Annotated in this window: 21 protein-coding genes and 1 pseudogene; 6 read left to right on the forward strand and 16 right to left on the reverse strand. The window is 72.9% G+C overall.

Going from position 1 to position 22328, the window contains the following annotated elements:
• Positions 1-148: 148 nt before the first annotated feature.
• Positions 149-1795, forward strand: coding sequence for a PucR family transcriptional regulator (locus FHX73_RS07480; protein ID WP_145904234.1), 1647 nt, complete (start codon positions 149-151; stop codon positions 1793-1795).
• A 72-nt stretch (positions 1796-1867) separates the two neighbouring features.
• On the opposite strand, the gene FHX73_RS07485 is transcribed toward FHX73_RS07480, so the two are convergent.
• Together FHX73_RS07485 and FHX73_RS07490 are read right to left on the reverse strand one after the other, a co-directional pair.
• Positions 1868-3229: an aspartate aminotransferase family protein gene (locus tag FHX73_RS07485; RefSeq protein WP_145904235.1), complete on the reverse strand. Its 1362-nt coding sequence runs from the start codon at positions 3227-3229 to the stop codon at positions 1868-1870.
• Positions 3230-3384: 155 nt separating this feature from the next.
• The gene (locus FHX73_RS07490) at positions 3385-4830 is read right to left on the reverse strand and encodes a gamma-aminobutyraldehyde dehydrogenase (RefSeq protein ID WP_145904236.1); all 1446 of its coding nucleotides are present in this window, start codon (positions 4828-4830) and stop codon (positions 3385-3387) included.
• A gap of 268 nt (positions 4831-5098) precedes the next feature.
• On the opposite strand from FHX73_RS07490, the gene FHX73_RS07495 reads away from it, so the two are divergent.
• The 4 genes from FHX73_RS07495 (at position 5099) to FHX73_RS07510 (ending at position 9139) form a co-directional block, all read left to right on the forward strand.
• Complete coding sequence (locus FHX73_RS07495; RefSeq protein WP_035846077.1) at positions 5099-5572, forward strand: Lrp/AsnC family transcriptional regulator; 474 nt, start codon at positions 5099-5101, stop codon at positions 5570-5572.
• A complete protein-coding gene (locus FHX73_RS07500; protein ID WP_145904237.1) occupies positions 5569-6963 on the forward strand; it encodes an aspartate aminotransferase family protein in 1395 nt (464 codons plus the stop codon). Before FHX73_RS07495 ends, FHX73_RS07500 begins: the two co-directional genes overlap by 4 nt.
• A gap of 268 nt (positions 6964-7231) precedes the next feature.
• Positions 7232-7960 carry an ABC transporter ATP-binding protein gene (locus FHX73_RS07505; protein ID WP_145904238.1) on the forward strand — a complete coding sequence of 243 codons (729 nt, stop codon included), beginning with the start codon at positions 7232-7234 and terminating at the stop codon, positions 7958-7960.
• Positions 7961-7981: 21 nt separating this feature from the next.
• Positions 7982-9139 carry a hypothetical protein gene (locus tag FHX73_RS07510; protein WP_145904239.1) on the forward strand — a complete coding sequence of 386 codons (1158 nt, stop codon included), beginning with the start codon at positions 7982-7984 and terminating at the stop codon, positions 9137-9139.
• A 21-nt stretch (positions 9140-9160) separates the two neighbouring features.
• On the opposite strand, the gene rlmN is transcribed toward FHX73_RS07510, so the two are convergent.
• The 7 genes from rlmN to FHX73_RS46090 all read right to left on the reverse strand — a co-directional run bounded on the left by rlmN (position 9161) and on the right by FHX73_RS46090 (position 15550).
• Positions 9161-10261, reverse strand: a complete 1101-nt coding sequence (gene rlmN / locus FHX73_RS07515; RefSeq protein ID WP_145904240.1) for a dual-specificity RNA methyltransferase RlmN — start codon at positions 10259-10261, stop codon at positions 9161-9163.
• Between the two features lie 74 nt (positions 10262-10335).
• Positions 10336-11307 carry a phosphatidate cytidylyltransferase gene (locus FHX73_RS07520; protein WP_145904241.1) on the reverse strand — a complete coding sequence of 324 codons (972 nt, stop codon included), beginning with the start codon at positions 11305-11307 and terminating at the stop codon, positions 10336-10338.
• Positions 11307-11864, reverse strand: coding sequence for a ribosome recycling factor (frr, locus tag FHX73_RS07525; protein WP_145904242.1), 558 nt, complete (start codon positions 11862-11864; stop codon positions 11307-11309). The genes FHX73_RS07520 and frr overlap by 1 nt, the downstream gene beginning before the upstream one ends.
• Before the next feature lie 91 nt (positions 11865-11955).
• Positions 11956-12711, reverse strand: coding sequence for a UMP kinase (pyrH, locus tag FHX73_RS07530; protein WP_145904243.1), 756 nt, complete (start codon positions 12709-12711; stop codon positions 11956-11958).
• A gap of 203 nt (positions 12712-12914) precedes the next feature.
• Positions 12915-13754 carry a translation elongation factor Ts gene (tsf, locus tag FHX73_RS07535; RefSeq protein ID WP_145904244.1) on the reverse strand — a complete coding sequence of 280 codons (840 nt, stop codon included), beginning with the start codon at positions 13752-13754 and terminating at the stop codon, positions 12915-12917.
• 135 nt (positions 13755-13889) lie between these two features.
• Positions 13890-14774, reverse strand: a complete 885-nt coding sequence (gene rpsB / locus FHX73_RS07540) for a 30S ribosomal protein S2 (protein WP_145904245.1) — start codon at positions 14772-14774, stop codon at positions 13890-13892.
• Positions 14775-15184: 410 nt separating this feature from the next.
• The gene (locus FHX73_RS46090; RefSeq protein ID WP_246213408.1) at positions 15185-15550 is read right to left on the reverse strand and encodes a hypothetical protein; all 366 of its coding nucleotides are present in this window, start codon (positions 15548-15550) and stop codon (positions 15185-15187) included.
• Here FHX73_RS46090 and FHX73_RS46095 point away from each other — a divergent pair.
• A pseudogene (locus tag FHX73_RS46095) lies at positions 15480-15659 on the forward strand (M23 family peptidase); the annotation flags it as partial. The gene FHX73_RS46090 and the pseudogene FHX73_RS46095 overlap by 71 nt on opposite strands.
• Positions 15660-15869: 210 nt before the next feature.
• Here the strand turns inward: FHX73_RS46095 and whiG are convergent.
• The 7 genes from whiG to lepB all read right to left on the reverse strand — a co-directional run bounded on the left by whiG (position 15870) and on the right by lepB (position 22297).
• A complete protein-coding gene (gene whiG / locus FHX73_RS07550; RefSeq protein ID WP_145908138.1) occupies positions 15870-16682 on the reverse strand; it encodes an RNA polymerase sigma factor WhiG in 813 nt (270 codons plus the stop codon).
• Positions 16683-17227: 545 nt separating this feature from the next.
• On the reverse strand, positions 17228-18397 hold the full coding sequence (gene dprA / locus FHX73_RS07555) for a DNA-processing protein DprA (protein ID WP_246213409.1): 1170 nt from the start codon (positions 18395-18397) through the stop codon (positions 17228-17230).
• Between the two features lie 26 nt (positions 18398-18423).
• On the reverse strand, positions 18424-20034 hold the full coding sequence (locus tag FHX73_RS07560) for a YifB family Mg chelatase-like AAA ATPase (protein WP_145904246.1): 1611 nt from the start codon (positions 20032-20034) through the stop codon (positions 18424-18426).
• 1 nt (position 20035) lies between these two features.
• Positions 20036-20446 (reverse strand): YraN family protein, encoded by a 411-nt coding sequence (locus tag FHX73_RS07565; RefSeq protein WP_425461367.1) that lies wholly within the window; start codon positions 20444-20446, stop codon positions 20036-20038.
• Positions 20447-20640: 194 nt separating this feature from the next.
• Entirely contained in the window at positions 20641-20967 is a 327-nt protein-coding gene (locus FHX73_RS07570; RefSeq protein ID WP_145904248.1) for a DUF2469 domain-containing protein, read from the reverse strand.
• Positions 20968-21024: 57 nt separating this feature from the next.
• Positions 21025-21537, reverse strand: coding sequence for an NUDIX hydrolase (locus tag FHX73_RS07575; RefSeq protein WP_145904249.1), 513 nt, complete (start codon positions 21535-21537; stop codon positions 21025-21027).
• A gap of 1 nt (position 21538) precedes the next feature.
• Positions 21539-22297 carry a signal peptidase I gene (gene lepB, locus FHX73_RS07580; protein WP_145904250.1) on the reverse strand — a complete coding sequence of 253 codons (759 nt, stop codon included), beginning with the start codon at positions 22295-22297 and terminating at the stop codon, positions 21539-21541.
• Positions 22298-22328: the final 31 nt, after the last annotated feature.

The raw sequence follows: 22328 nt of genomic DNA on the forward strand, positions 1-22328 counted from the left end.
GTTGGGCCCGGCAAGGCTCACTCCGACAGGCGAGCGGCCAAGCGCCTTACAGGGTGCAAAGCTCTTCCCAGGGCAACAGGTCGTCATCGCCCTGCATGATTCACCTGACACCTTGCACCCCCATCGCTCAACCGCCAGGAGGCCCGCCGTGCTCCCCACCGTCGCCCGAGTGCTCGAACTGGACGTGATGCGGCGCGGCCTGCCGCAGGTGGTGGCCGGCGGGCGGGGCCTGGAGCAGCCGGTGCGCTGGGTGCACGTCAGCGAACTGCCCGACGTGGCGGGCATGCTGCAGGGCGGCGAGCTGGTGCTGACCACCGGCATCGCGCTGCCGGAGGACCGGGAGGGGCTGGCCAGGTACGTCAAGGAGCTGGTCGAGGTCGGCGCGGTCGGCCTGGTGGTGGAGTTCGGCCGCCGCTACTTCGACACCCTGCCCCGGGCCCTGGTGCACGCCGCCGAGCAGCGCGGCCTGCCGCTGGTGGTGCTGCGCCGCGAGCTGCGCTTCGTCGCGGTGACCGAGGCCGTGCACGCCCTGGTGGTGAACGCCCAGCTCGAACAGCTGCGCGCCTCCGAAGCGGTGCACCAGGTCTTCAACGAGCTCGCGGTGGAGGGCGCCGAACCGGCCGAGGTGCTGCGGCAGATCGCCCGGATGGCGGGGCTCCCGGTGGTGCTGGAGAACCTGAGCCACCAGGTGCTGGCGCACGACCCGGCCGGGCGCACCGAGGACGAGCTGCTGGACCAGTGGGAGCGCCGCTCGCGCGCGGTGCGGGCGCCCGGAAGGACCGGCCACGACCCGCGCAGCGGCTGGCTGGTGACGGCGGTGGGCGCCCGCGGCGAGGACTGGGGCCGGCTGGTGCTGGTCGGCGAGCCGGGCGCGCTGCCCGACCGGGAGACGCACCCGGCCACCATGCTGCTGGAGCGCGGCGCGGCCACCCTGGCGCTCAACCGTCTGCTGGTGCGGGACCGCGAGAGCCTGGAGCGGCAGACCCACCGCACCCTGCTGTCCGGGATCCTGACCCACGCGCTGACGGTCTCCGAGGTGGCGCTGCGGGCGCAGGCGCTGGGCGTGCCGCTGGAGGGCCGGCGGCTGGTGGGCGTGGTGCTGCGGCGGCGCGGCGGGCAGCTGCCGGCGGCGCTGGAGGCGCAGGCCCGGCTGCGCGACTTCACCGAGCTGGCCGCCGGGGCGGCCCGGGCCAGTCGGCTCTCGGCGCTGGTCGGGGCGCTGGACGACGAGGGCGTGGGGCTGCTGATCGCGCTGGGCTCGCAGCAGGAGGAGCACGCCTCGCTGGAGACCTTCGCGGCGGCGCTGCGCCGCCAGATCGCGGACGCCGGCGGCAAGGAGGCGGCCTCGCCGGTGGTGGCGGTGGGCTCCTCGGTCGGCTCGGTGCGGGACGCCCGCCGGACCCTGATGGAGGCGACCCAGGTGGCCGACGCCGCGCTGCACGACGCGCCGGGCGCCCGGCCGGCCGCCTACTACCGGCTGCCGGACGTGCGGCTGCGCGGCCTGCTGCACCTGCTGCGGGACGACGCCCGACTGCAGACCTACGTGGAGCGCGAGCTCGGGCCGCTGCTGGCGCACGACGCGGAGCACGGCTCGCAGCTGGTCCAGCTGCTGCGGGTCTACCTGGAGCAGGGGCGCAACAAGTCGGCCGCGGCAGACGCTGCGCATCTGTCGCGGCCGAGCTTCTACGACCGGCTCCACAAGGTGGAGCGGATCCTCGCGGTGGACCTGGACCAGGTGGAGTCCTGCCTCTCGCTGCACGTCGCCCTGCTCGCGCTGGACGCCGTGCGGCGGTGAGCCGACGTGCAGTGAGCCGACGTGCAGTGAGCCGACGTGCAGTGAGGTGACGGGCAGTGAGCTGACGGCTGGTCAGCCGGCGACGTGTGCGTCCACCACGGTGAGCGCCTCGTCCAGCGCGGCCAGGCCGGCCCGCGCCTCCTCGGCGGTGACGGTGCACGGGGGCACCACGTGGAACCGGTTCATGTTGGTGAACGGCCACACGCCGCGCTTCTTGCAGGCCGCGGCCAGCTCGGCCATCGGCGCGTTGGCGGCGCCGGCGGCGTTGTACGGCACCAGCGGCTCCCGGGTGGCCCGGTCGCGCACCAGGTCCAGCGCCCAGAAGACGCCGAGCCCGCGCACCTCGCCGACCGAGGGGTGGCGCTCGGCCAGCTCGCGCAGGCCGGGGCCGAGCACGGTCTCGCCGATCAGCTTGGCGTTCGCCACGATGCCCTCCTCGGCCATCGCGTTGATGGTCGCGACGGCGGAGGCGCAGGCCAGCGGGTGGCCGGAGTAGGTGAGGCCGCCGGGGAACGGGCGCTCGGCGAAGGTGGCGGCGATCTCGGCGTTGATCGCCACGCCGCCGAGCGGCACGTAGCCGGAGTTGACGCCCTTGGCGAAGGTGAGCAGGTCGGGGGTGACGCCCCAGTGGTCGGCGGCGAACCACTCGCCGGTGCGGCCGAAGCCGGCCATCACCTCGTCGAGGATGAAGACGATGCCGTAGCGGTCGCAGATCTCCCGCACCCCGGCCAGGTAGCCGGCCGGCGGCACCAGGATGCCGGCGGTGCCGACGACGGTCTCCAGGATGATCGCGGCGACGGTCTGCGGGCCCTCGAAGGCGATCACCTGCTCCAGGTGCGCGAGCGCGCGCTCGCGCTCCTGCTCCTCGGTCTCGGCGTGGAAGGCCGAGCGGTACAGGTGGGGGCCCCAGAAGTGCACGACGCCGGAGGTGCCGGTCTCGCTGGGCCAGCGGCGCGGGTCGCCGGTCAGGGCGATCGCGTTGGCGGTGGCGCCGTGGTACGAGCGGTAGGTGGAGAGCACCTTCTGGCGGCCGGTGTGCAGCCGCGCCATCCGGACGGCGTTCTCGACGGCCTCGGCACCGCCGTTGGTGAAGAAGATCTTGTCCAGGTCGCCGGGGGTGCGCTCGGCGATCAGCCGGGCGGCCTCGCTGCGCGCCTCGACGGCGAAGCCGGGCGCCATGGTGCAGAGCTTGCCGGCCTGCTCCTGGATCGCGGCGACCACCTTGGGGTGCTGGTGGCCGATGTTGGTGTTCACCAGCTGGGAGGAGAAGTCGAGGTAGCGGTTGCCCTCGTAGTCCCAGAAGTACGAGCCCTCGGCGCCGGCCACCGCGAGGGGGTCGATCAGGGCCTGGGCGGACCACGAGTGGAAGACGTGCGCGCGGTCGGCGGCCTTGACGGCCTGCCCGGCGGCGGGATCGGCAGTGGGGATGCTCATGCAGCCAGCGTAGGTAAACGCGCAGCTCGGGTGCAGCGGCATCTTGTCAGGTGGTCCGTGCAGCTGGCTGACACTGTGCAAAGGGCCAAGGGGATGCCCCTTGGCCCTTCGTCACATCGGACGATCCTTCAGACCGCCGTCGTGCTCTCTTCGCCCTAGATCGCGGTCATGACGTGCTTGACCCGGGTGTAGTCCTCGAACCCGTAGGCCGACAGGTCCTTGCCGTAGCCGGACTGCTTGAAGCCGCCGTGCGGCATCTCGGCGACCAGCGGGATGTGGGTGTTGATCCAGACGCAGCCGAAGTCCAGCCGGCGTGACATCCGCATCGCCCGGGCGTGGTCCTTGGTCCAGACCGAGGAGGCCAGCGCGTAGTCGACGCCGTTGGCGTAGGCGACGGCCTGCTCCTCGTCGGTGAACTTCTGCACGGTGATGACCGGGCCGAAGACCTCGTTCTGGACGATCTCGTCGTCCTGGTTCAGCCCGGAGACCACGGTCGGGGCGTAGAAGTAGCCGACCTCGCCGACCCGGTGGCCGCCGGCCTCGACCTTGGCGTGCGCGGGCAGCCGCTCGATGAAGCCGCTCACCTGCTTGAGCTGGTTGGCGTTGTTCAGCGGACCGTAGAGCACGTCCTCGTCGTCCACGCCGCCGGTCTTGGTCTCGCTGGCGGCCTTGGCCAGCGCGGTGACGAAGGCGTCGTGGATCGACTCGTGCACCAGCACCCGGGTGGCGGCGGTGCAGTCCTGGCCGGCGTTGAAGAAGCCGGCCACCGAGATGCCCTCGACCGCCTCGGCGATGTCCGCGTCCTCGAAGACCACCACGGGGGCCTTGCCGCCGAGCTCCAGGTGGACCCGCTTGACGTCCTTGGCCGCCGACTCGGCGACCTGGATGCCGGCCCGCACCGAGCCGGTGATCGAGGCCATCGCGGGGGTCTTGTGCTCGACCATCAGCCGGCCGGTCTCGCGGTCGCCGCAGAGCACGTTGAAGACGCCGGCCGGCAGCTCCAGCTCGGCCAGCGCGGCACCGATGATCTCGGCCAGCAGCACGGTGGAGGCCGGGGTGGTGTCGGAGGGCTTGAGCACCACGGTGTTGCCGGCGGCGATCGCCGGGGCGAACTTCCAGACCGCCATCAGCATCGGGTAGTTCCACGGCGCGACCTGGGCGCAGACGCCGACCGGCTCGCGCCGGATGATCGAGGTCATGCCGTCCATGTACTCGCCTGCGGCCTTGCCCTCCAGCAGGCGGGCGGCGCCGGCGAAGAAGCGGATCTGGTCGACCATCGGCCCGATCTCCTCGGACTTGGTCAGTCCGCGCGGCTTGCCGGTGTTGCGGCACTCGGCGTCCACCAGCTCGTCGGCGCGGGCCTCGACGCCGTCGGCGATCTTCAGCAGCAGCTTCTGCCGGGTCGACGGGGTGGCGTCGCGGTAGGTCGCGAAGGCGGCGGCGGCCGAGGCCATCGCCGCGTCCACGTCGGCCGCACCGGAGAACGGGGAGGTCGCGTACGCCTGGCCGGTGGTCGGGTCGACGATCTGCAGCGTGCGGCCGTCGGCCGCATCGACGAACTCGCCGTTGATGTAGTTGCGCAGCGTACGAAGGTCGCTCACGGGTTTCTCCTACGGTCTGGGCCTGCGACGTTGCAGATTCCGGCGCCAGGGTACCGCCGGGCCGCCACCCGGCGGGGGCGTTGCGCGCGGGACCCTTTCGGGCGTGTGCACGTCGGCGCGTGTACGCAGCCAGGCTACCCTGTCGACTGCCGTTATCGGCAGAGCTCCTCGCGAGTGACAACGCAATCCGTGCCTGATCTTCGAAAGACCGACGAAATCAGCAGGGCAGCGGGTTGCGGAAGCAGAATCGATCAGGCACAGTGGCCGCGTGGCCAACCGCGACCGGAACAGCAGCGTTCCCCTCGACTCCGTCTCCAAGGCGATCATCGAGCAGCTGCAGGAGGACGGCCGCCGGGCGTACGCGACCATCGGCAAGGCCGTCGGCCTCTCCGAGGCCGCGGTCCGGCAGCGGGTCCAGAAGCTGCTCGACCAAGGCGTGATGCAGATCGTCGCCGTGACCGACCCCCTCACCGTCGGTTTCACCAGGCAGGCGATGGTCGGCATCACCGTCGAGGGCGACATCGAGCCGATCGCCGACGCCCTGGCCGCCATGGACGAGGTCGACTACGTGGTCTGCACCGCCGGCTCGTTCGACCTGCTGGCCGAGCTCGTGTGCGAGGACGACGAACACCTGCTCGAAATGATCAACAAGCGAATCCGCGCGCTTCCCGGCGTGCGGAGGACCGAGAGCTTCGTTTACCTGAAGCTCCGGAAACAGACCTACACCTGGGGCACCCGATGAGCGCCGACCCGGCACAGAAGGACCTTTCGAAGACCGCCTACGACCACCTGTGGATGCACTTCACCCGCATGTCGTCGTACGAGAACTCCCCCGTCCCCACCATCGTGCGGGGCGAGGGCACCTACATCTGGGACGACAAGGGCCGCAAGTACCTCGACGGCCTGGCCGGCCTGTTCGTGGTGCAGGCCGGCCACGGCCGCGAGGAGCTGGCCGAGGCCGCGGCCAAGCAGGCCAAGGAGCTCGCCTTCTTCCCGGTCTGGAGCTACGCCCACCCCAAGGCGGTCGAGCTGGCCGAGCGGCTGGCCCACTACGCGCCCGGCGACCTGAACAAGGTCTTCTTCTCCACCGGTGGCGGCGAGGCGGTCGAGACCGCCTGGAAGCTGGCCAAGCAGTACTTCAAGCTGACCGGCAAGCCGACCAAGTACAAGGTCATCTCCCGCGCGGTCGCCTACCACGGCACCCCGCAGGGCGCCCTGTCGATCACCGGCCTGCCGGGCCTGAAGGCCCCGTTCGAGCCGCTGGTGCCGGGCACCCACAAGGCCCCGAACACCAACATCTACCGCGCCCCGGCCTTCCTGACCGGCCCCGACGGCACGGTGGACCCGGAGGCCTACGGCCGCTGGTGCGCCGACGAGATCGAGGTGGCGATCCTCAACGAGGGCGCCGACACCGTCGCCGCCGTCTTCGTCGAGCCGGTGCAGAACGCCGGCGGCTGCTTCCCGCCGCCGCCCGGGTACTTCCAGCGGCTGCGCGAGATCTGCGACCGCCACGACGTGCTGCTCGTCTCGGACGAGGTCATCTGCGCCTTCGGCCGCCTCGGCACCATGTTCGGCGCCGACAAGTTCGGCTACCAGCCCGACATGATCACCTGCGCCAAGGGCATGACCTCGGGCTACTCCCCGATCGGCGCCACGATCATCTCGGACCGCCTGGCCGAGCCGTTCTACCAGGGCGACAACACCTTCCTGCACGGCTACACCTTCGGCGGCCACCCGGTGTCCTCCGCGGTGGCGCTGGCCAACCTCGACATCTTCGAGCGCGAGGGCCTGAACCAGCACGTGCTGGACAACGAGGCGAACTTCCTCGGCACCCTGAACAAGCTGCGTGACCTGCCGATCGTCGGCGACGTGCGCGGCAACGGGTACTTCTACGGCATCGAGCTGGTCAAGGACAAGCACACCAAGGAGTCGTTCAACGACGACGAGGTTGAGCGCGTGCTCTACGGCTTCCTCTCCAAGGCGCTCTTCGAGAACGGCCTGTACTGCCGCGCCGACGACCGTGGCGACCCGGTCGTGCAGCTGGCCCCGCCGCTGATCTCCGACCAGTCGACCTTCGACGAGATCGAGCAGATCCTGCGGACCAGCCTCACCGACGCGTGGGCGAAGATCTGACGATCCTTCCCTGACGCACCCTCCGCCGAAGGGCGGTTCCGCCGGCCTCCTCCTCAGGGCCGACGGGACCGCCCTTCGGTGCGCCTCCTCCCGCCTCCTCCCGTCTCCCCCGAGTGCTTTTCTCAGACGATCATTTGATGGTTCGTCCGGGTTTATCAAGGTTGCTCCTGGTGTGCCGCAACCACGACCCGGCCTTGTCGTTCTAATCTGACGACTGTCACTCCCCTGCACCCCGCAGAGAGCCGATCCGGAACCGGCGGAGGAACTCATGTCAGCGGCCCCGCCCGACAACGACGTGCTGTGGGCCAGGGGGATCGTCAAGTCCCACCACGGCACCCCCGCCCTGCGCGAGGTCTCGCTCGGCATCCGGGAGGGCGAGGTGCTCGCCGTCACCGGCGGCCGCGGCTCCGGCAAGTCCACCCTGCTCGGCTGCCTCTCCGCCCAGCTGCCCGTGGACTCCGGCGAGGTCTGGTTCAACAGCTCCCCGGTGCACACGCTCAGCCGGGCCGGCCGGGAGAAGCTGCGCCGCGACCGGTTCGGCTTCGTCGGCTCCGAGCCGCACCTGGTGCCCGAACTGACGGCCCGGGAGAACGTCGCACTGCCCCTGCTGCTGGCCGGCACCGGCAACCGGACCGCCTACGGCGCGGCCGACGACTGGCTGGAACGGCTGGACGTGGCCGACTGCGCCAAGCACCGCCCGGTCGAACTGCTGCAGAGCCAGCGCCAGCGGATCGCGGTCGCCCGCGCGCTGGCCCCGCTCCCCCGGGTGGTCTTCGCCGACGACCCCACCGCCCCGCTGCACCGCGAGGCCCAGGACCAGGTGCTGCGGATACTCACCAGCGCGGCCCGCTCCCACCAGCTCACCCTGGTCCTGGCCACCCACGACACCGAGCTGGCCAACAAGTACGCGGACCGCACGGTGGCCCTGGTCGACGGCCGCACCCCGGCCCCGCCCACCCCGGTGCGGCGCCCCGCCACCACCACCGCCACACGCTGAAGATCACCCCGAAGGACGCAGGTGTTCTATCTCCGCCTGGCCAGGGGCTACCGGGTCCTGGACCTGGGCCGCTGGCTGCTCACCGCCACGGCCGCCGCCGTGGTCGCCGGATTCCTGCTGCGCGCCCTCGGCCGAGCCCTCAGCGACCCACCGGGCGCGCACGCCGCGGCGTCCCGGCTGCTCTGGTGCCTGCCGCCGCTGCTCGCGGTCGGCTGGTTCGCCGCCTACGCGGCCCGGGCGCTGCCCGCCCAGCGGCCCGAACGGATGACCGGGCTGACCGCCGCCGGCGCCGGGCCAGGCCGGCTGCGCCTGCTGATCGCCGCGGAGATCGCGCTCGCCTGCGCGCTCGGTGCGGTGGTCACCCTGCTGGTCTTCCTGGTGCTGCGCAACTACGTGGCCGGCCCCGCGCTCGCCCCCGAACTCGGCATGGGCGTGCCGCTGCCGCCCGCCGCGCCGATCGCCCTGGTCGCCCTGCTGCCGCTGGTCGGCGGCATCTCGGCGGCCTGCGCGGTACCGGTCGACCAGGCCCTGCCGGGCCGTCAGGAGCCGCTGCGCACCCGGCGGTTCGGCTGGCCGCTGATCACCGCGGCCGCCCTGCTCACCGTCGGCGGCACCTTCACCGAGCTCTACGGGCTGCGGCCGGCCGCCGCCTACGACGCCAAGCCGATCACCCTGCCGGCCGACCTCGGGCACACCGACGCGCTGCTGCTCGGCGGCTGGGCCACCGCCGCGCTCGGCGCCGCCCTGCTCACCGGACCGCTGCTGGCCGGCGCCGGCCGACTGCTGGCGCTCGGCCGCCCGAGCGTGCGGCGGCTGCTCGCCGGGCGCGGACTGACCGGCGCGGCCCACCGGCTCGGCGCCCCGCTGGCCGCGCTGGGCCTGACCCTGGCCGTGGTGCTCACCTCGGTGCGGCACTGGGTGGCACCGGGCGCCGACGGCACCGGACCGGTGCCGGCCGCCGAGGCGCTGCTGGTCACCGGCTGCGCGGTGGCCGCCGCCGTGGCCCGGCTGACCGAGCTCCGGGCGGCCCGCCGCCCGACGGTCACCACCCTGCTGCGGCTGGGCGGCTCGCCCCGGCTGCTGGCGAGCGCCGCCGTGCTGCGCTGGGCGGTGGCCGGCCTGGTGCTGATCGCCACCGGCGGCCTGACCGCGGTGCTCGGCGCCGCGATGCTCGCCTAGCGCCCTGGCACCACCTGCCGGTCAGCCCGCCGCGGCGAGCTGACCGCAGGCGCCGTCGATCTCCTGGCCGCGGGTATCCCGGACCGTGACCGGCACCCCGTGCGCCTCCAGCCGGCGGACGAACTCGCGCTCGTCCTCCGGGCGGGAGGCGGTCCACTTGGAGCCGGGCGTCGGGTTGAGCGGGATCAGGTTGACGTGCACCCGGTGGCCCCGGATCAGCCGACCGAGCAGGTCGGCCCGCCAGGCCTGGTCGTTGATGTCCTTGATCAGCGCGTACTCGATGGAGACCCGGCGGCCGGACTTCTCCGCGTAGTTCCAGGCCGCGTCCAGCACCTCGGCGACCTTCCACCGGGTGTTCACCGGCACCAGCTCGTCGCGCAGCTCGTCGTCCGGGGCGTGCAGCGAGAGCGCCAGCCGGCAGCTCAGGCCCTCGTCGGCGAACCGGTGCATGGCCGGCACCAGGCCGACGGTGGAGACGGTGATGCCGCGCTGGGAGAGGCCGAAGCCGTCCGGCGCCGGGTCGGTCAGCCGGCGGATCGAGGCCAGCACCCGGTTGTAGTTGGCCAGCGGCTCGCCCATGCCCATGAAGACCACGTTGGACAGCCGCGCCTCGCCGCCCGCCACCTCGCCGTCCTTCAGCGCCCGCATGCCGGAGGCGATCTGCTCGACGATCTCGGCGGTCGACAGGTTGCGGGTCAGACCGGCCTGACCGGTCGCGCAGAACGGGCAGTTCATGCCGCAGCCGGCCTGCGAGGAGATGCACATGGTCACCCGGTCCGGGTAGCGCATCAGCACCGACTCGACCAGGGTCCCGTCGAAGAGCTTCCAGAGCGTCTTGCGGGTGGCGTCGTCGTCGCAGGAGACGTGCCGGACCACCGACATCAGCTCCGGCAGCAGCTCGGCCGTCAGCTTCTCCCGGCTCGCGGCGGGGATGTCGGTCCAGCCCGCCGGATCGGCGCTGAGCCGCCCGAAGTAGTGGTTGGACAGCTGCTTGGCGCGGAACGGCTGCTCGCCCAGTTCGGCGACGGCCGCCTTCCGCTCGGCGGGACTGAGGTCGGCCAGGTGTCGCGGGGGCTTGGCGCCGCGCGGCGCGACAAAGGTGAGTTCTCCGGGCTTAGGCATGGTCCGTCCAGTGTCGCAGATGCGCGAAGAGCCCCGGACGGGTCGTCCGGGGCCCCGCAGCGCGAGAGCCGGTCTCAGCTCCCGACGAAGGCCGTCAGCAGCAGCCAGACCACCGGGGCGGTCGGCAGCAGCGAGTCGAGCCGGTCCATGATGCCGCCGTGGCCGGGCAGCAGGGTGCCCATGTCCTTGATGCCCAGGTCGCGCTTGATCATCGACTCGGCCAGGTCGCCGAGGGTCGCGATGACCGCCGCGCAGCCGCCCAGGATCAGGCCCTGCCACCAGTGCCCGTCCTTGATGATCAGCTGCATCAGCAGCGCGCCGGCCAGCATCGACAGCGCGATCCCGCCGGCCAGGCCCTCGCGGGTCTTGCCGGGGCTGATGGTCGGCGCCAGCTTGGTGCGGCCCAGCTTGTAGCCGACGGCGTAGGCCCCGGTGTCGCTGCACACCGTGACCACCAGGAAGAGCACGATCCGCTGCGGCCCGTCGTGCGCGGACAGCATCAGCGCCACGAAGGAGGCCAGGAACGGCACGTAGAAGGCCGTGAAGACGCCCGCCGTTATGTCCCGCAGGTAGTTCTCCGGCGGTCGGCTCATCCGCCAGATCATCATCGCCAGCGCGGTCAGCGCCAGGGCCGCGGCGGCCCCCTGCGGACCGATCCAGTAGGCGCAGGTGAGCATCGCGACGCCGCCCAGCAGCAGCGGCGGCAGCGCGGCCTCGACCCCCTTGCGCTCGGCCAGCCGGCTGGTCAGCTCCCAGACGCCCACCGAGGCCGCCGCCACCACGACGACCAGGAAGAGCACCTTGACCACGAACAGCGAGACGACGATCACCGCGCCGAGGCCGAGCCCCACCCCTATCGCCGCGGGCAGGTTGCGGCCGCCCCGCTGTCGGGGGGGCTGCTGCGGCTCGGCCTGGGCCACCTGGCTCTCCTGCGCTCGGGGTCGGTCCCCCGGGTCGGCCGCGAGCCGCCCGGGGGCGGCCTGCGGCGAGGCGGGGTGCTGCGGGGAAGCGCCCCTGGAACCCGGGGCGTGCGGGGAGTCCTTCATCAGACTTCGAGGAGCTCGGCTTCCTTGTGCTTGAGCAGCTCGTCGATCGTCGCGACGTACTTCGCGGTGATGTCGTCGAGCTCCTTCTGGGCCTGGCGCACCTCGTCCTCGCCGGACTCCTTGTCCTTGACCAGCTTGTCGAGGGCGTCCTTGGCCTTGCGGCGGATCGAGCGCATCGAGACCTTGGCGTCCTCGCCCTTGGAGCGGGCCAGCTTGATGTACTCCTTGCGGCGCTCCTCGGTCAGCTGCGGGAAGTTCACGCGGATGACCGAACCGTCGTTGGAGGGGTTGACGCCCAGGTCGGAGTCGCGGATCGCCTGCTCGATGTTGCGCAGCGCGGTCTTGTCGAACGGCGTGACGATCGCCATCCGGGGCTCCGGCACGGAGAACGACGCCAGCTGGTTGATCGGGGTCGGCGCGTCGTAGTACATCGCGACGATCTTGTTGAACATCGCCGGGTGGGCCCGACCGGTGCGGATGGCGGCGAAGTCGTCCTTCGCGACCGCGACGGCCTTCTCCATCTTCTCGTCGGCTTCGAGGAGGATCTCTTCGATCACAGTCTGCTCCCTGTCCGGTTGCCCGTGGCGCTCGGCGCCCGTGGCCTACTGATGAGCCCCGCGGTTGGGGCGGGGCGGGGTTGACGGCGGCTCAGGCCCGGACGGAATCCTGGCTGATGAGTGTGCCGATCTTCTCATTCCTGACGGCGCGAGCGATATTGCCCTCCGTCAGCAGCTCGAAGACCAGGATCGGCAGGTCGTTGTCCTTGCACAGGGTGATCGCCGTCAGGTCGGCCACCTTGAGGTCGCGCGCGATCACCTCGGCGTACTCCAGCGCGTCGAACCGCACCGCGTCGGGGTTGGTCTTGGGGTCGGAGTCGTAGACCCCGTCCACGCCGTTCTTGCCCATCAGCAGCACCTCGGCGTGGATCTCCAGGGCGCGCTGCACGGCGGTGGTGTCGGTGGAGAAGTAGGGCATGCCCATACCGGCACCGAAGATCACCACCCGGCCCTTCTCCAGGTGCCGGATGGCCCGCAGCGGCAGGTACGGCTCGGCGACCTGGCCCATGGTGATGGCGGTCTGGACCCGGGTCTCGATGCCTTCCTTCATCAGGAAGTCCTGCAGGGCCAGGCAGTTCATCACGGTGCCGAGCATGCCCATGTAGTCGGAGCGGGCCCGGTCCATGCCGCGCACCTGCAGCTCGGCGCCGCGGAAGAAGTTGCCGCCGCCGATCACCACCGCGACCTCGGTGCCCTGGCGGACCACCGTGGCGATCTCCCGGGCGATCGCGTGCACGACGTCGGGGTCGACGCCGAGCCCGCCCCCGCCCGCGAACGCCTCGCCGGACAGCTTCAGCAGAACCCGACGGCCTGTGCCCTCCGGCGCGGTCTCCTGCGTCTCCTGCATGGACTTCTCCTTCTGCACCTGCTGGTTCACGGGCCGGGGTGTGCTCCGCCGAGGCCCGCGCGTACGCGAGAGGAGGCCACTGCCGCGGGAACCGGTACGGTCTCCTGCACGGCAATGGCCTCCTCGTCGTTCATGGCGCCGACTCACTGGTTCGCAGTGGCGGCAGCGGTTCCTACCTTAGGCGGGAACCGGGTGAACGTGGCTCAGGCGCCGACGCGGAAGCGGGCGAAGCGCTTGAGGGCGACGCCGTTCTCCTCGAGGACCTTCGCGACGGTCTTCTTGTTGTCCTTCGCGAAGGCCTGCTCCAGGACGGAGTTCTCCTTGACGAAGCCGGTCACGCGGCCCTCGACGATCTTCGGCAGGGCGGCCTCCGGCTTGCCCTCCTCGCGAGCGGTGGCCTCGGCGACGCGGCGCTCGTTCTCCAGGTCCGCGGCCGGGATCTCCTCGCGGGACAGGTACTTCGGCGCGAAGGCGGCGATGTGCTGCGCGACGTCCTTGGCGACCTCGGCGTTCTCCTTGTCCAGCTCGACCAGGACGCCGACGGTCGGCGGCAGGTCGGGGCTGGTCTTGTGCAGGTAGACGGCGACGAAGCCGTCACCGGAGAACTGCGCGAAGCGACGGAAGACGATCTTCTCGCCCAGGTTCGCGTTGGCCTCGTCCACGAACGCCTGGACGGTCTTGCCGGCCTCGATCTCGGAGGCCAGGGCGGCGTCCAGGTCGGCCGGGGCGGTGACGGCGACGTGCTGCGCGATCGCGTCGGCGACGGCGACGAACTTGTCACCCTTGGCGACGAAGTCGGTCTCGCAGTTCAGCTCGATCAGCACGCCGGACTTCTTGTCCTCGGCGATGACGGCGGAGACGGCGCCGTTGGAGGCGTCGCGGCCCTCGCGCTTGGCAACGCCCTTCAGGCCCTTGATGCGGAGGAGCTCGACGGCCTTCTGGACGTCGCCCTCGGCCTCGTCGAGCGCCTTCTTGCAGTCCATCATGCCGGCGCCGGTGAGCTCACGGAGCTTCTTGACGTCCGCGGCGGTGAAGTTCGCCATGGTGTGAATCTCTTCTCACGTCTCGCGTGTCTGCGGGGTGGGTGCGCCGGGGCCGATGGTTCGGCCCCGGCACGTGGAGAGAGGGGCACTCCGGCCGGCTGCGCCGCCCGGTGAGCGCCCCTCACCCTCGGTACGTCAGGCCTGCTCGGCCTCGGCGGCCGGCGCCTCAGCGGCGGGGGCCTCGGCGACCGGGGCCTCCTCGGCGGCGGGGGCCTCGGCAGCCGGGGCCTCCTCGGCCTTCTGCTCGCCGGTCTTCAGGAGGTCCTGCTCCCAGTCGGCCAGCGGCTGGTCGGCACCGGGCTCGGCCTTGACGTCGCCCTTGGCGACACCGGCACGGGCCTTCAGGCCCTCGGCGACGGCGTCGGCGATCACACGGGTCAGGCGGGTGACGGAGCGGATCGCGTCGTCGTTGCCCGGGATCTTGTAGTCGACCTCGTCGGGGTCGCAGTTGGTGTCGAGGATGGCGACGACCGGGATGTTGAGCTTCCGGGCCTCGCCGACCGCGATGTGCTCCTTCTTGGTGTCCACGATCCACACCGCGCTCGGGACGCGCTGCATGTCGCGGATACCGCCGAGGGTCTTCTCCAGCTTGTCGTGCTCGCGCTGGAGGACCAGGAGCTCCTTCTTGGTCAGGCCGGAGCCGGCCACGTCCGTGAAGTCCAGCTCGCCGAGCTCCTTGAGGCGCTGCAGCCGCTTGTAGACGGTGGAGAAGTTGGTCAGCATGCCGCCGAGCCAGCGCTGGTTCACGTAGGGCATGCCCACGCGGGTGGCCTGCTCGGCGATGGCCTCCTGGGCCTGCTTCTTGGTGCCGACGAAGAGGATGCTGCCGCCGTGGGCAACGGTCTCCTTGACGAACTCGAACGCGCGGTCGATGTAGTTCAGCGACTGCAGCAGGTCGATGATGTAGATGCCGTTGCGCTCCGTGAGGATGAAGCGCTTCATCTTCGGGTTCCAGCGACGGGTCTGGTGACCGAAGTGGACGCCGCTCTCCAGCAGCTCCCGCATCGTGACGACGGCCATGGCCGTACTCCTTGGTGTTCCGCCCGGCACACCGTTGCTGCCCTGCGGGCACTCGGCGGCTACCGGGTCTGCTCGGTTGTCCGTGAGGGCCGGGCGGCCCTCACGCCTGACGCCCCGGCATGCCGAGCCGACCGGGCCTGGGCGGCAGAGCCGCGCCGGGCTCGGTTGGACCGAGCGGCAATCACACCGGCGCGACCGACGGCTTGTGCCGTGCGGCTGCCGGTGGCGGGGCGTGCGAAGTCGACCCGGGACACCGGGTCGCGTGTGAAGTGTACGGGATGCCCAGCGTGACCGGCGATTCAGTGAGTGCGGGGGCTCCGGTCGTCCACAACCCGGGGGTTGTCCACAGGGTCGGGGCGCGTGCTTCCCGGCGGCGGCGGGCGGGCGCAGGCTCGGGGCATGACGGAGCTTCAGGAGTCCCGGGCGCCCGGGCGGCGGCCGGTCGCGGGGCGGCGGGGCGGCCGCTGGGTCGTGGTGATTCCCCTGGTGCTGCTGGTGACGGCGGTGCTGTCGGTGGCGGCCGACCGCGCCGCTTCGGTCGGCGTCGCCGGGGCAGCCGCCGCGATCGGGCCGCCCGGGCGGGTGTGGCCGGTGGGCGGACCGGGAGCGCTGCTGCGCCGGTTCAGCCCGCCGCCGCAGCCGTGGGCCGCCGGGCACCGCGGGGTCGACCTGGCGGCCGCGCCCGGCGAACCGGTGCGGGCGGCGATGGCCGGGGTGGTCGCCTTCGCCGGGGAGGTGGCCGGGCGGCCGGTGGTGGCGGTGCTGCACCCGGGCACCGGGGATCCGCCGCTGCGCACCACCTACCTGCCGGTGGCCGAGGCGCCGCCGGTCGGCACGGCCGTCGCGGCGGGCCAACAGCTCGGCGTGCTGGCGGCGCCCGACGGGCACTGCCCGGCGTCCTGCCTGCACTGGGGGCTGCTGCGCGGACGGCGCTACCTGGACCCGCTCGCCCTGCTCGGCGCCGGCCGGGCCCGGCTGCTCCCCCTGGACGGCGGGGCGCGGGCCGCGCCCATCGGGGCGGCGAGCCTGCTGCCGCGGCGCTCGGCGGGGGTGGCGGCTCAGGTTCTCAGCCCACCGCCACCGGGCCTCCGGAAGTCAGCGCAGGTCGGAGAGCTTGGCCCGGAGCTGGAGCACCGATTTGGTGTGGATCTGGCTGACCCGGCTCTCCGTCACGCCGAGCACCTGACCGATCTCCGCCAGGGTCAGGCCCTCGTAGTAGTAGAGCGTCACGACGGTCTTCTCGCGGTCCGGCAGGGTGTTGATCGCGCGGGCCAACAGCTTGCGCAGCTCGCGGTCCTCGGCCACCTCGACCGGGTTCTCGGCCCCGGTGTCCTCCAGCGTGTCCATCAGGCTGAGCCGCTCACCGCCCTCGCCCGCGGAGTGCATCAGTTCGTCCAGCGCCACCACGTTCGCCAGCGAGAGCTGGCTGAAGATCGCGTGCAGCTCCTCGACCGGGATGCCCATCTCGGCGGCCACCTCGGGCTCGCACGGCGTGCGGCGCAGTCGGGCCTCCAGGGCCGCGTAGGTCCGTTCGACCGCCTTCGCCTTCTGGCGGATCGAGCGCGGGATCCAGTCGAGCGCGCGGAGCTCGTCGATGATCGCTCCGCGGATCCGACTGATCGCATAGGTCTCGAACTTGATCGCGCGATCCGGGTCGAACTTCTCGATCGCGTCGATCAGACCGAACACACCGGAAGAGACGAAGTCGGCCTGTTCGACGTTGGCGGGCAGGCCGACTCCGACCCGGCCGGCCACGTACTTGACCAGCGGTGAGTAGTGGAGGATCAGCTGCTCGCGCAGCCTCGGGTCAGCGGTGGCCTTGTAGGAGCGCCAGAGCTGCTCCAGCGCACTGCGCTGCTCGGCTGCCTGCGGGGCGGGGGCGGCGCGCGGCGCGGCGGCGGGGGGCACGGGGGTGGGAGCGGGCGCGGGCGCGGCGTGGGACTCGGTGACCGGGGCGGTCGAAGCGGTCGGGGGTGGTGCGGCGGGCGGTGGTGGTGGCGCGGGCGCGGGGAGTCTCGCCGGGGGTGGCGCCGGTGGTTCGGTGCGCCGGCGCGCGCCCCGGCTCGGCGGCGGGACCGAGACCAGGCCGGTCGAGGCGGACCGCTGGCCCGCGCCGCCCGCCCCGTCGGCCTTCGCCGGCAGCACCGGCTGCACGTCACCGCCGGTGCGCGCCTCGGTGCCGGATGCCCCCGGGGGCCGGCCGGCACTGGTCCCCCTGTGTCCGGGAATGTGTGTGGGCATACGTGGGTCTGCGCCGTTCTGCCGAGTCATGTGCTGATAGGGAAGCCATAGCGAGCGTAGCGTGATCGAGTCGATGCGCTGTGCTACCACCACCTGGCCGTCGCTCGTTCCGGTGGTGTTCACTCCGTCGTCCGAACGCGCGCGCCGCGCCACGCCGGGCGCGCGCGCCACCGACCACCAACGACCGCGCGTCCCGGACGGTGCGTCAGGAGTCAGCGGATCACCCTCCAGTGCGACCCCACGCGCTGGACGAACCCCAGCGAGCAGAGCTCGTAGAGCAGCTTGAGCACCTGGTCCGGGGTCCGTCCGGTGCGCACCGCCAGCTCGCCCGGCCCGGCCCCGGCCGGACCTCCCGGCATCGCCTCCAGCAGGTCGGCGGCCGGACCGTGCAGCAGGTCCCGGGGGCGCGGCTGCTCGTGGTGCGGCGGGGCGAGGTCGGCGCCGATCGCGCCGATCAGCTCGATCACCTCGGTCGCGCTGGTCACCAGGGTCGCGCCGCCGCGCAGCAGCTCGTGCACCCCGGCGGACAGCTCGGAGGTGACCGGCCCGCAGACGCCCATGGTGTGCCGGTTCAGCGCGAGCGCCCGGTGCGCCGTGCTGAGCGCGCCGCTGCGCCGGGCGGCCTCGACCACCACGGTGCCCCGGGTGAGCGCGGCCAGCACCCGGTTGCGCAGCACGAACCGGAACCGGTTCGGGTGCTCGCCCGGCGCCAGCTCGCTGACCAGCTGCCCCTGCGCCCGGATCCGGTCGATCAGCTCGCTGTTGCCGCGCGGGTAGCGCACGTCCACCCCGTTGGCCAGCACCGCGACCGTCATCCCGCCGACCGCCAGCGCGCCCCGGTGGGCGGCCGCGTCGATCCCGTAGGCCGCGCCGGAGCAGACCACCCAGCCACGCTCGGCCAGCTCGGCCGCGAGCTCGGCGGCCACGTGCGAGCCGTACTCGGTGCAGGCCCGGGAGCCCACCACCGCCACCGAGCGCAGCGCCAGCAGCCGCAGCGACCCGGTGCCCAGCACCCAGAGCCCGATCGGCTCGCCCTCCGCGAGATCGGCCAGCTGGCCCGGCCACTCCGGATCGCCCGGTACCAGGAACCGGCCGCCCAGCTCCGCCACTGCGGCCACATCGGCCGCCGGGTCGACGGTGGCGAGCCGGCGGCGCAGGGTGTCCCGGCGGGCCTGGTCGAGCCGCAGCCGGGGGTGCCCGGCGCCGTCGCGCAGCACCCGGACCAGTTCGACGGCGGACCGCTCCAGCAGCCAGCGCCCGACCGCGGCGCCACCGGGCTCCACCACCCGGCTGAGCGCGGCCCTGGCGAGCCGCTCCTCGGCGGACGCGCGCTCGCGCCCGCCCCGATCGGGCTGACCGGCCGTCGTCTGTCGCCCCGTCATCTGCAACTCCGTCATCTGCGGCTCGGTCACGTCGCGCCCCCGAAGGAGCGGGCACCAGCCGGGAACCCCCGGCGCAGCGCGAGCGCGGTGCGCAGTTCGACGGCCCCCGGCGCGTCCCGGCCCGCCAGGTCGGCCACCGTCCAGGAGACCCGGAGCACCCGGTCCAGGCCCCGCGCGGTGAGCATCCCCCGGTCCATCTCCCGCTCCACCTCGGCCAGCGCGCTCGGTCCGGGTCGCCACCGGGTGCGCAGCTCGTGGCCCGGCACCTGCGAGTTGGTCCGCCAGGGCGTGCCGTCGAACCGCCGCGCCGCCCGCTCCCGAGCCTCCCGCACCCGCGCCGCCACCACCTCGGTCCGCTCGGCGAACCGGTCCCGCTCCAGCAGCTCGACCTTGGTCACCGGCTCGACCTGCACCCGCAGGTCGACCCGGTCCAGCAGCGGCCCGGAGAGCCGGGCCTGGTACCGGTTCACCATGGCCGGCGTGCAGTCGCACCCCTCGCCGCGGCGCGAGTAACGCCCGCACGGGCACGGGTTGGCGGCCAGGCAGAGCAGGAAGTTGGCGGGCAGCCGCAGCGATCCGGCCGACCGGGCGATCACCACCTCCCCGGCCTCCAGCGGCTGCCGCAGCGCGTCCAGCACCCGGACCGGGAACTCGGGCGCCTCGTCCAGGAAGAGCACGCCCCGGTGGGCCAGCGAGACCGCGCCGGGGCGGGGCAGTCCGCTGCCCCCGCCGACGATCGCGGGCATCGTGGTCGAGTGGTGCGGGGCGCAGTAGGGCGGCAGGTCGACCAGCGGGCGCCCGGGCGGCAGCAGCCCGGCCACCGAGTGCACGGCGGTCACCTCCAGCGCCTCCGCCCTGGTGAGCGGCGGCAGCAGCCCGGGCAGCCGCTCGGCCAGCATGGTCTTCCCGGCGCCGGGCGGCCCCTTGAGGTAGAGGTGGTGGCCGCCGGCGGCGGCGATCTCCAGCGCCTGCCGGGCCTCGTACTGCCCGGCGACGTCGCCCAGGTCGGGCCCGTAGGCCAAGCCGGCGGTGCCGCGCCGCACCGCCGCGCCGGGCAGCAGCAGGCCGGCCATCAGCGGGTCGGGCCCGCCGATCGCCGCGTCGGGCGGCTCCTCGGGCACGGGTTCGTCGGTGAGCACCGCGATCAGCTGCCGCAGGCTGCGCACCCCGAGCACCGAGATCCCCGGCACCAGCGCGGCCTCGGCGGCGGTCTGCTCGGCCACCACCACCTGCCGGTAGCCCGCCTCGGCCGCGGCCAGCACCGAGGGCAGCACCCCGCGCACCGGCCGGACGCGCCCGTCCAACCCCAGCTCACCGATGATCAGCAGGTCGGCGATGGCGGGCGGGGGCAGCCGTTCGGCCGCCGCGAGCACCGCGCAGGCGACCGCCAGGTCGAAGCCGCTGCCGCTCTTGGGCACCGAGGCGGGGCTGAGCCCGACGGTGAGTTTGCGCTGCGGCCAGCTCTCGCCGCTGTTGGAGACCGCGGCCCGCACCCGGTCGCGGGCCTCGCTGAGTGCCTTGTCCGGCAATCCGACCAGGGTGAACGCGGCGATCCCGGGTTCCAGGTCGGCCTGCACCTCGACCACCACGCCGTCCACCCCGACCAGGGCGACCGAGCAGGTCCGCGCGAAGGCCATCTCAGACCACCCCCCGCAGGTGCTCCACCCGGGCGGCGCCGCGCGCCCGGCTGATCACGCAGACCAGGTCGATCCGCACCCCGCCGGGCGGCAGCGGGGCGGGGCCGGGCACCGCGACCGCGGCCAACCGGGCGAAGTGCCCCGGCCAGCGTTCGCTCAGCCAGCGCTCGGCGAGCGTGCGCAGCCGCTCGACCCGGACCGCGCCGAGGGCCTGCTCGGGCTGCTGGAAGCCCTGCTCGGACCGGGTCTTGACCTCGCACACGGCGACCGTGTCGCCTTCCAGCGCGATGATGTCCAGCTCACCCTGGGCGCAGCGCCAGTTGCGCTCCAGGATCCTCAGGCCGTCCTGCTCCAGTCGGCGGGCGGCCACCTCCTCGCCGTACCGGCCGAGGGCCTGCAGTGCGTTCCGCACGGCGATCACCTCCGCTGGGAGGCTCCCGCGCGGCGGGCCGACGGTCCATCACGAACCGTCGGCCTGTGGACAACCCCGCCCCTGTGGACAACCCGGACCGACTTCCGAGGACCCGCGCCCGCAGACCTGCCCCAAAAAGTCAGCTCCCGGAGGTCAGCTCGCGAAGGTCAGCCCCGCAGGTCGGCTCCCGGAGGTCAGCTCCCGAACCCGACCTCGTCCGACGGCAGCTCAAGATCGCTCTTGGCGAGCTCCTCGATGTTCACGTCCTTGAAGGTCAGCACCCGCACCTTGCGGACGAATCTGGCCGGCCGGTACATGTCCCAGACCCAGGCGTCGGCCATCGAGACCTCGAAGAACACCTCCCCCTGGACCGAGTGCACCTGGAGCTCGTAGTCGTTGGTCAGGTAGAACCGGCGCTCGGTCTCGATCACGTACTTGAACAGACCGACGACGTCCTTGTACTCCCGGTAGAGCTTGAGCTCCATCTCGGTCTCGTACTTCTCGAGATCTTCCGCACTCATGCAGGCGTCCCCTCAGCTCGTCAGGTCCCACCCCATTGTGAACCACCGAACCCCCGGTCAGAGGGCGACCGGGGCGACTGGTGGCCCGTCCTCCAGCAACCCGGCGAGCAGCTCGGCGAGCGCCGCCGGATAGACCTGTTCGGCGGTCGCGCGCAGTTCGGCCACCGTCCACCAGCGCGACTCGGCGAGTTGGGCGCGTTCCTCGTCCTCCGCGCCGGAACTGTCCGGCCGGGCACCCCGCGCGCTCGCGGTGCGGGCCAGGTAGAAGACCTGCCGCTGCTCGTAGGGCCGCCCGTCGTAGCTGAACCGGGCGACGTCGACCGCGACCTCGGGCCCGAGCTCGACCCCGGTCAGCCCGGTCTCCTCGGCGAGCTCGCGCAGCGCCGCCTCGCGCGGCGGCTCGCCGGGCTTCAGCCCGCCGCCCGGGGTGAACCACCAGGTGCGCCCCGGTTCGGCCGGGTCGAAGCCGTGGAAGAGCAGCACCCGGTCCTGCCCGTCCAGCAGCAGCACCCGGGCGGCGGTGCGCCGGCGCAGCCCGTCGGGCGTCTCGGCGTCCTCCTCGTGCGCCATCTCAGCGGCTCCCGCGCAGCCGCCGGCCGAGCGCGGCCACCGGCCCGGTCAGCGAGGTCAGCACGATCAGCGCGGCTCCGCCGACGCACGCCCAGAAGAGCGGTTCGAGCGGTCCGGGCCGACCCGCCGTCGGACGGCCGAGGGCGGCGAAGGCGTCGGTCGGGTGGTGCGGGCCGAACCGGGCGAACGGCCAGACGGTGGCCTCCACCCGGGCCTTCACCGCCGAGTCCGGCACGGTGCCGAGGTCCTGGTCGAGGTGCACCCGGGAGTCCAGCGAGCCTGTGCGGTTGTCGCCGAGCACGAAGAGCCGCCCGGCCGGCACGGTCACGCTGAACGCGTCGCCGGCCGGCGCGGGCCCGGCGGGTTCCAGGTAGGGCTCGGCGATCCGGGTGCCGTTGACGGTGATCCCGCCCCGCACGTCGCCGGCCACGGTGTCGCCGCCGACCGCGACCACCCGCTTGACCAGGGTCTCGTTGCCCCAGACGGGGTCCTGGAAGACCACCACGTCGCCGCGCCCGACGGTGCTGCCGGAGACGGTGCGGCCGAGCACCGTGTCCCCGGCGAGGATGCCGGGCTCCATCGAGCCGGTCGGCACCGCGTAGGGGCGGTACAGCACGGCGATCCCGGCGAATCCGCCGACCAGCAGCAGCAGGCCGAGGGCCAGCGCGACGCCCTGCAGCACGCCCCCCAGCCGGCGGGCGGCGACGGCGGGCCGGTCGGCCGCGCCGGTGCCGGTGGCTCCTTCGGCGAGGCTGCTCATGGTCACCGTCCTGGGTGCGAGGGGCGGACAC

It is taken from the genome of Kitasatospora viridis (genome assembly GCF_007829815.1).
GTDB lineage: Bacteria > Actinomycetota > Actinomycetes > Streptomycetales > Streptomycetaceae > Kitasatospora > Kitasatospora viridis.

What these genes read in the sequence shown, in the direction of transcription:
- FHX73_RS07560 (WP_145904246.1), bottom strand. Translation starts at nt 20,034, where the DNA reads ATGGCCTTCGCGCGGACCTGCTCGGTCGCCCTGGTCGGGGTGGACGGC.
- rlmN (WP_145904240.1), bottom strand. Translation starts at nt 10,261, where the DNA reads ATGCCTAAGCCCGGAGAACTCACCTTTGTCGCGCCGCGCGGCGCCAAG.
- FHX73_RS07485 (WP_145904235.1), bottom strand. Translation starts at nt 3,229, where the DNA reads ATGAGCATCCCCACTGCCGATCCCGCCGCCGGGCAGGCCGTCAAGGCC.
- FHX73_RS07520 (WP_145904241.1), bottom strand. Translation starts at nt 11,307, where the DNA reads ATGAAGGACTCCCCGCACGCCCCGGGTTCCAGGGGCGCTTCCCCGCAG.
- lepB (WP_145904250.1), bottom strand. Translation starts at nt 22,297, where the DNA reads ATGAGCAGCCTCGCCGAAGGAGCCACCGGCACCGGCGCGGCCGACCGG.
- pyrH (WP_145904243.1), bottom strand. Translation starts at nt 12,711, where the DNA reads ATGCAGGAGACGCAGGAGACCGCGCCGGAGGGCACAGGCCGTCGGGTT.
- FHX73_RS07575 (WP_145904249.1), bottom strand. Translation starts at nt 21,537, where the DNA reads ATGGCGCACGAGGAGGACGCCGAGACGCCCGACGGGCTGCGCCGGCGC.
- FHX73_RS07570 (WP_145904248.1), bottom strand. Translation starts at nt 20,967, where the DNA reads ATGAGTGCGGAAGATCTCGAGAAGTACGAGACCGAGATGGAGCTCAAG.
- rpsB (WP_145904245.1), bottom strand. Translation starts at nt 14,774, where the DNA reads ATGGCCGTCGTCACGATGCGGGAGCTGCTGGAGAGCGGCGTCCACTTC.
- FHX73_RS07505 (WP_145904238.1), top strand. Translation starts at nt 7,232, where the DNA reads ATGTCAGCGGCCCCGCCCGACAACGACGTGCTGTGGGCCAGGGGGATC.
- tsf (WP_145904244.1), bottom strand. Translation starts at nt 13,754, where the DNA reads ATGGCGAACTTCACCGCCGCGGACGTCAAGAAGCTCCGTGAGCTCACC.
- dprA (WP_246213409.1), bottom strand. Translation starts at nt 18,397, where the DNA reads ATGACGGGGCGACAGACGACGGCCGGTCAGCCCGATCGGGGCGGGCGC.
- FHX73_RS07500 (WP_145904237.1), top strand. Translation starts at nt 5,569, where the DNA reads ATGAGCGCCGACCCGGCACAGAAGGACCTTTCGAAGACCGCCTACGAC.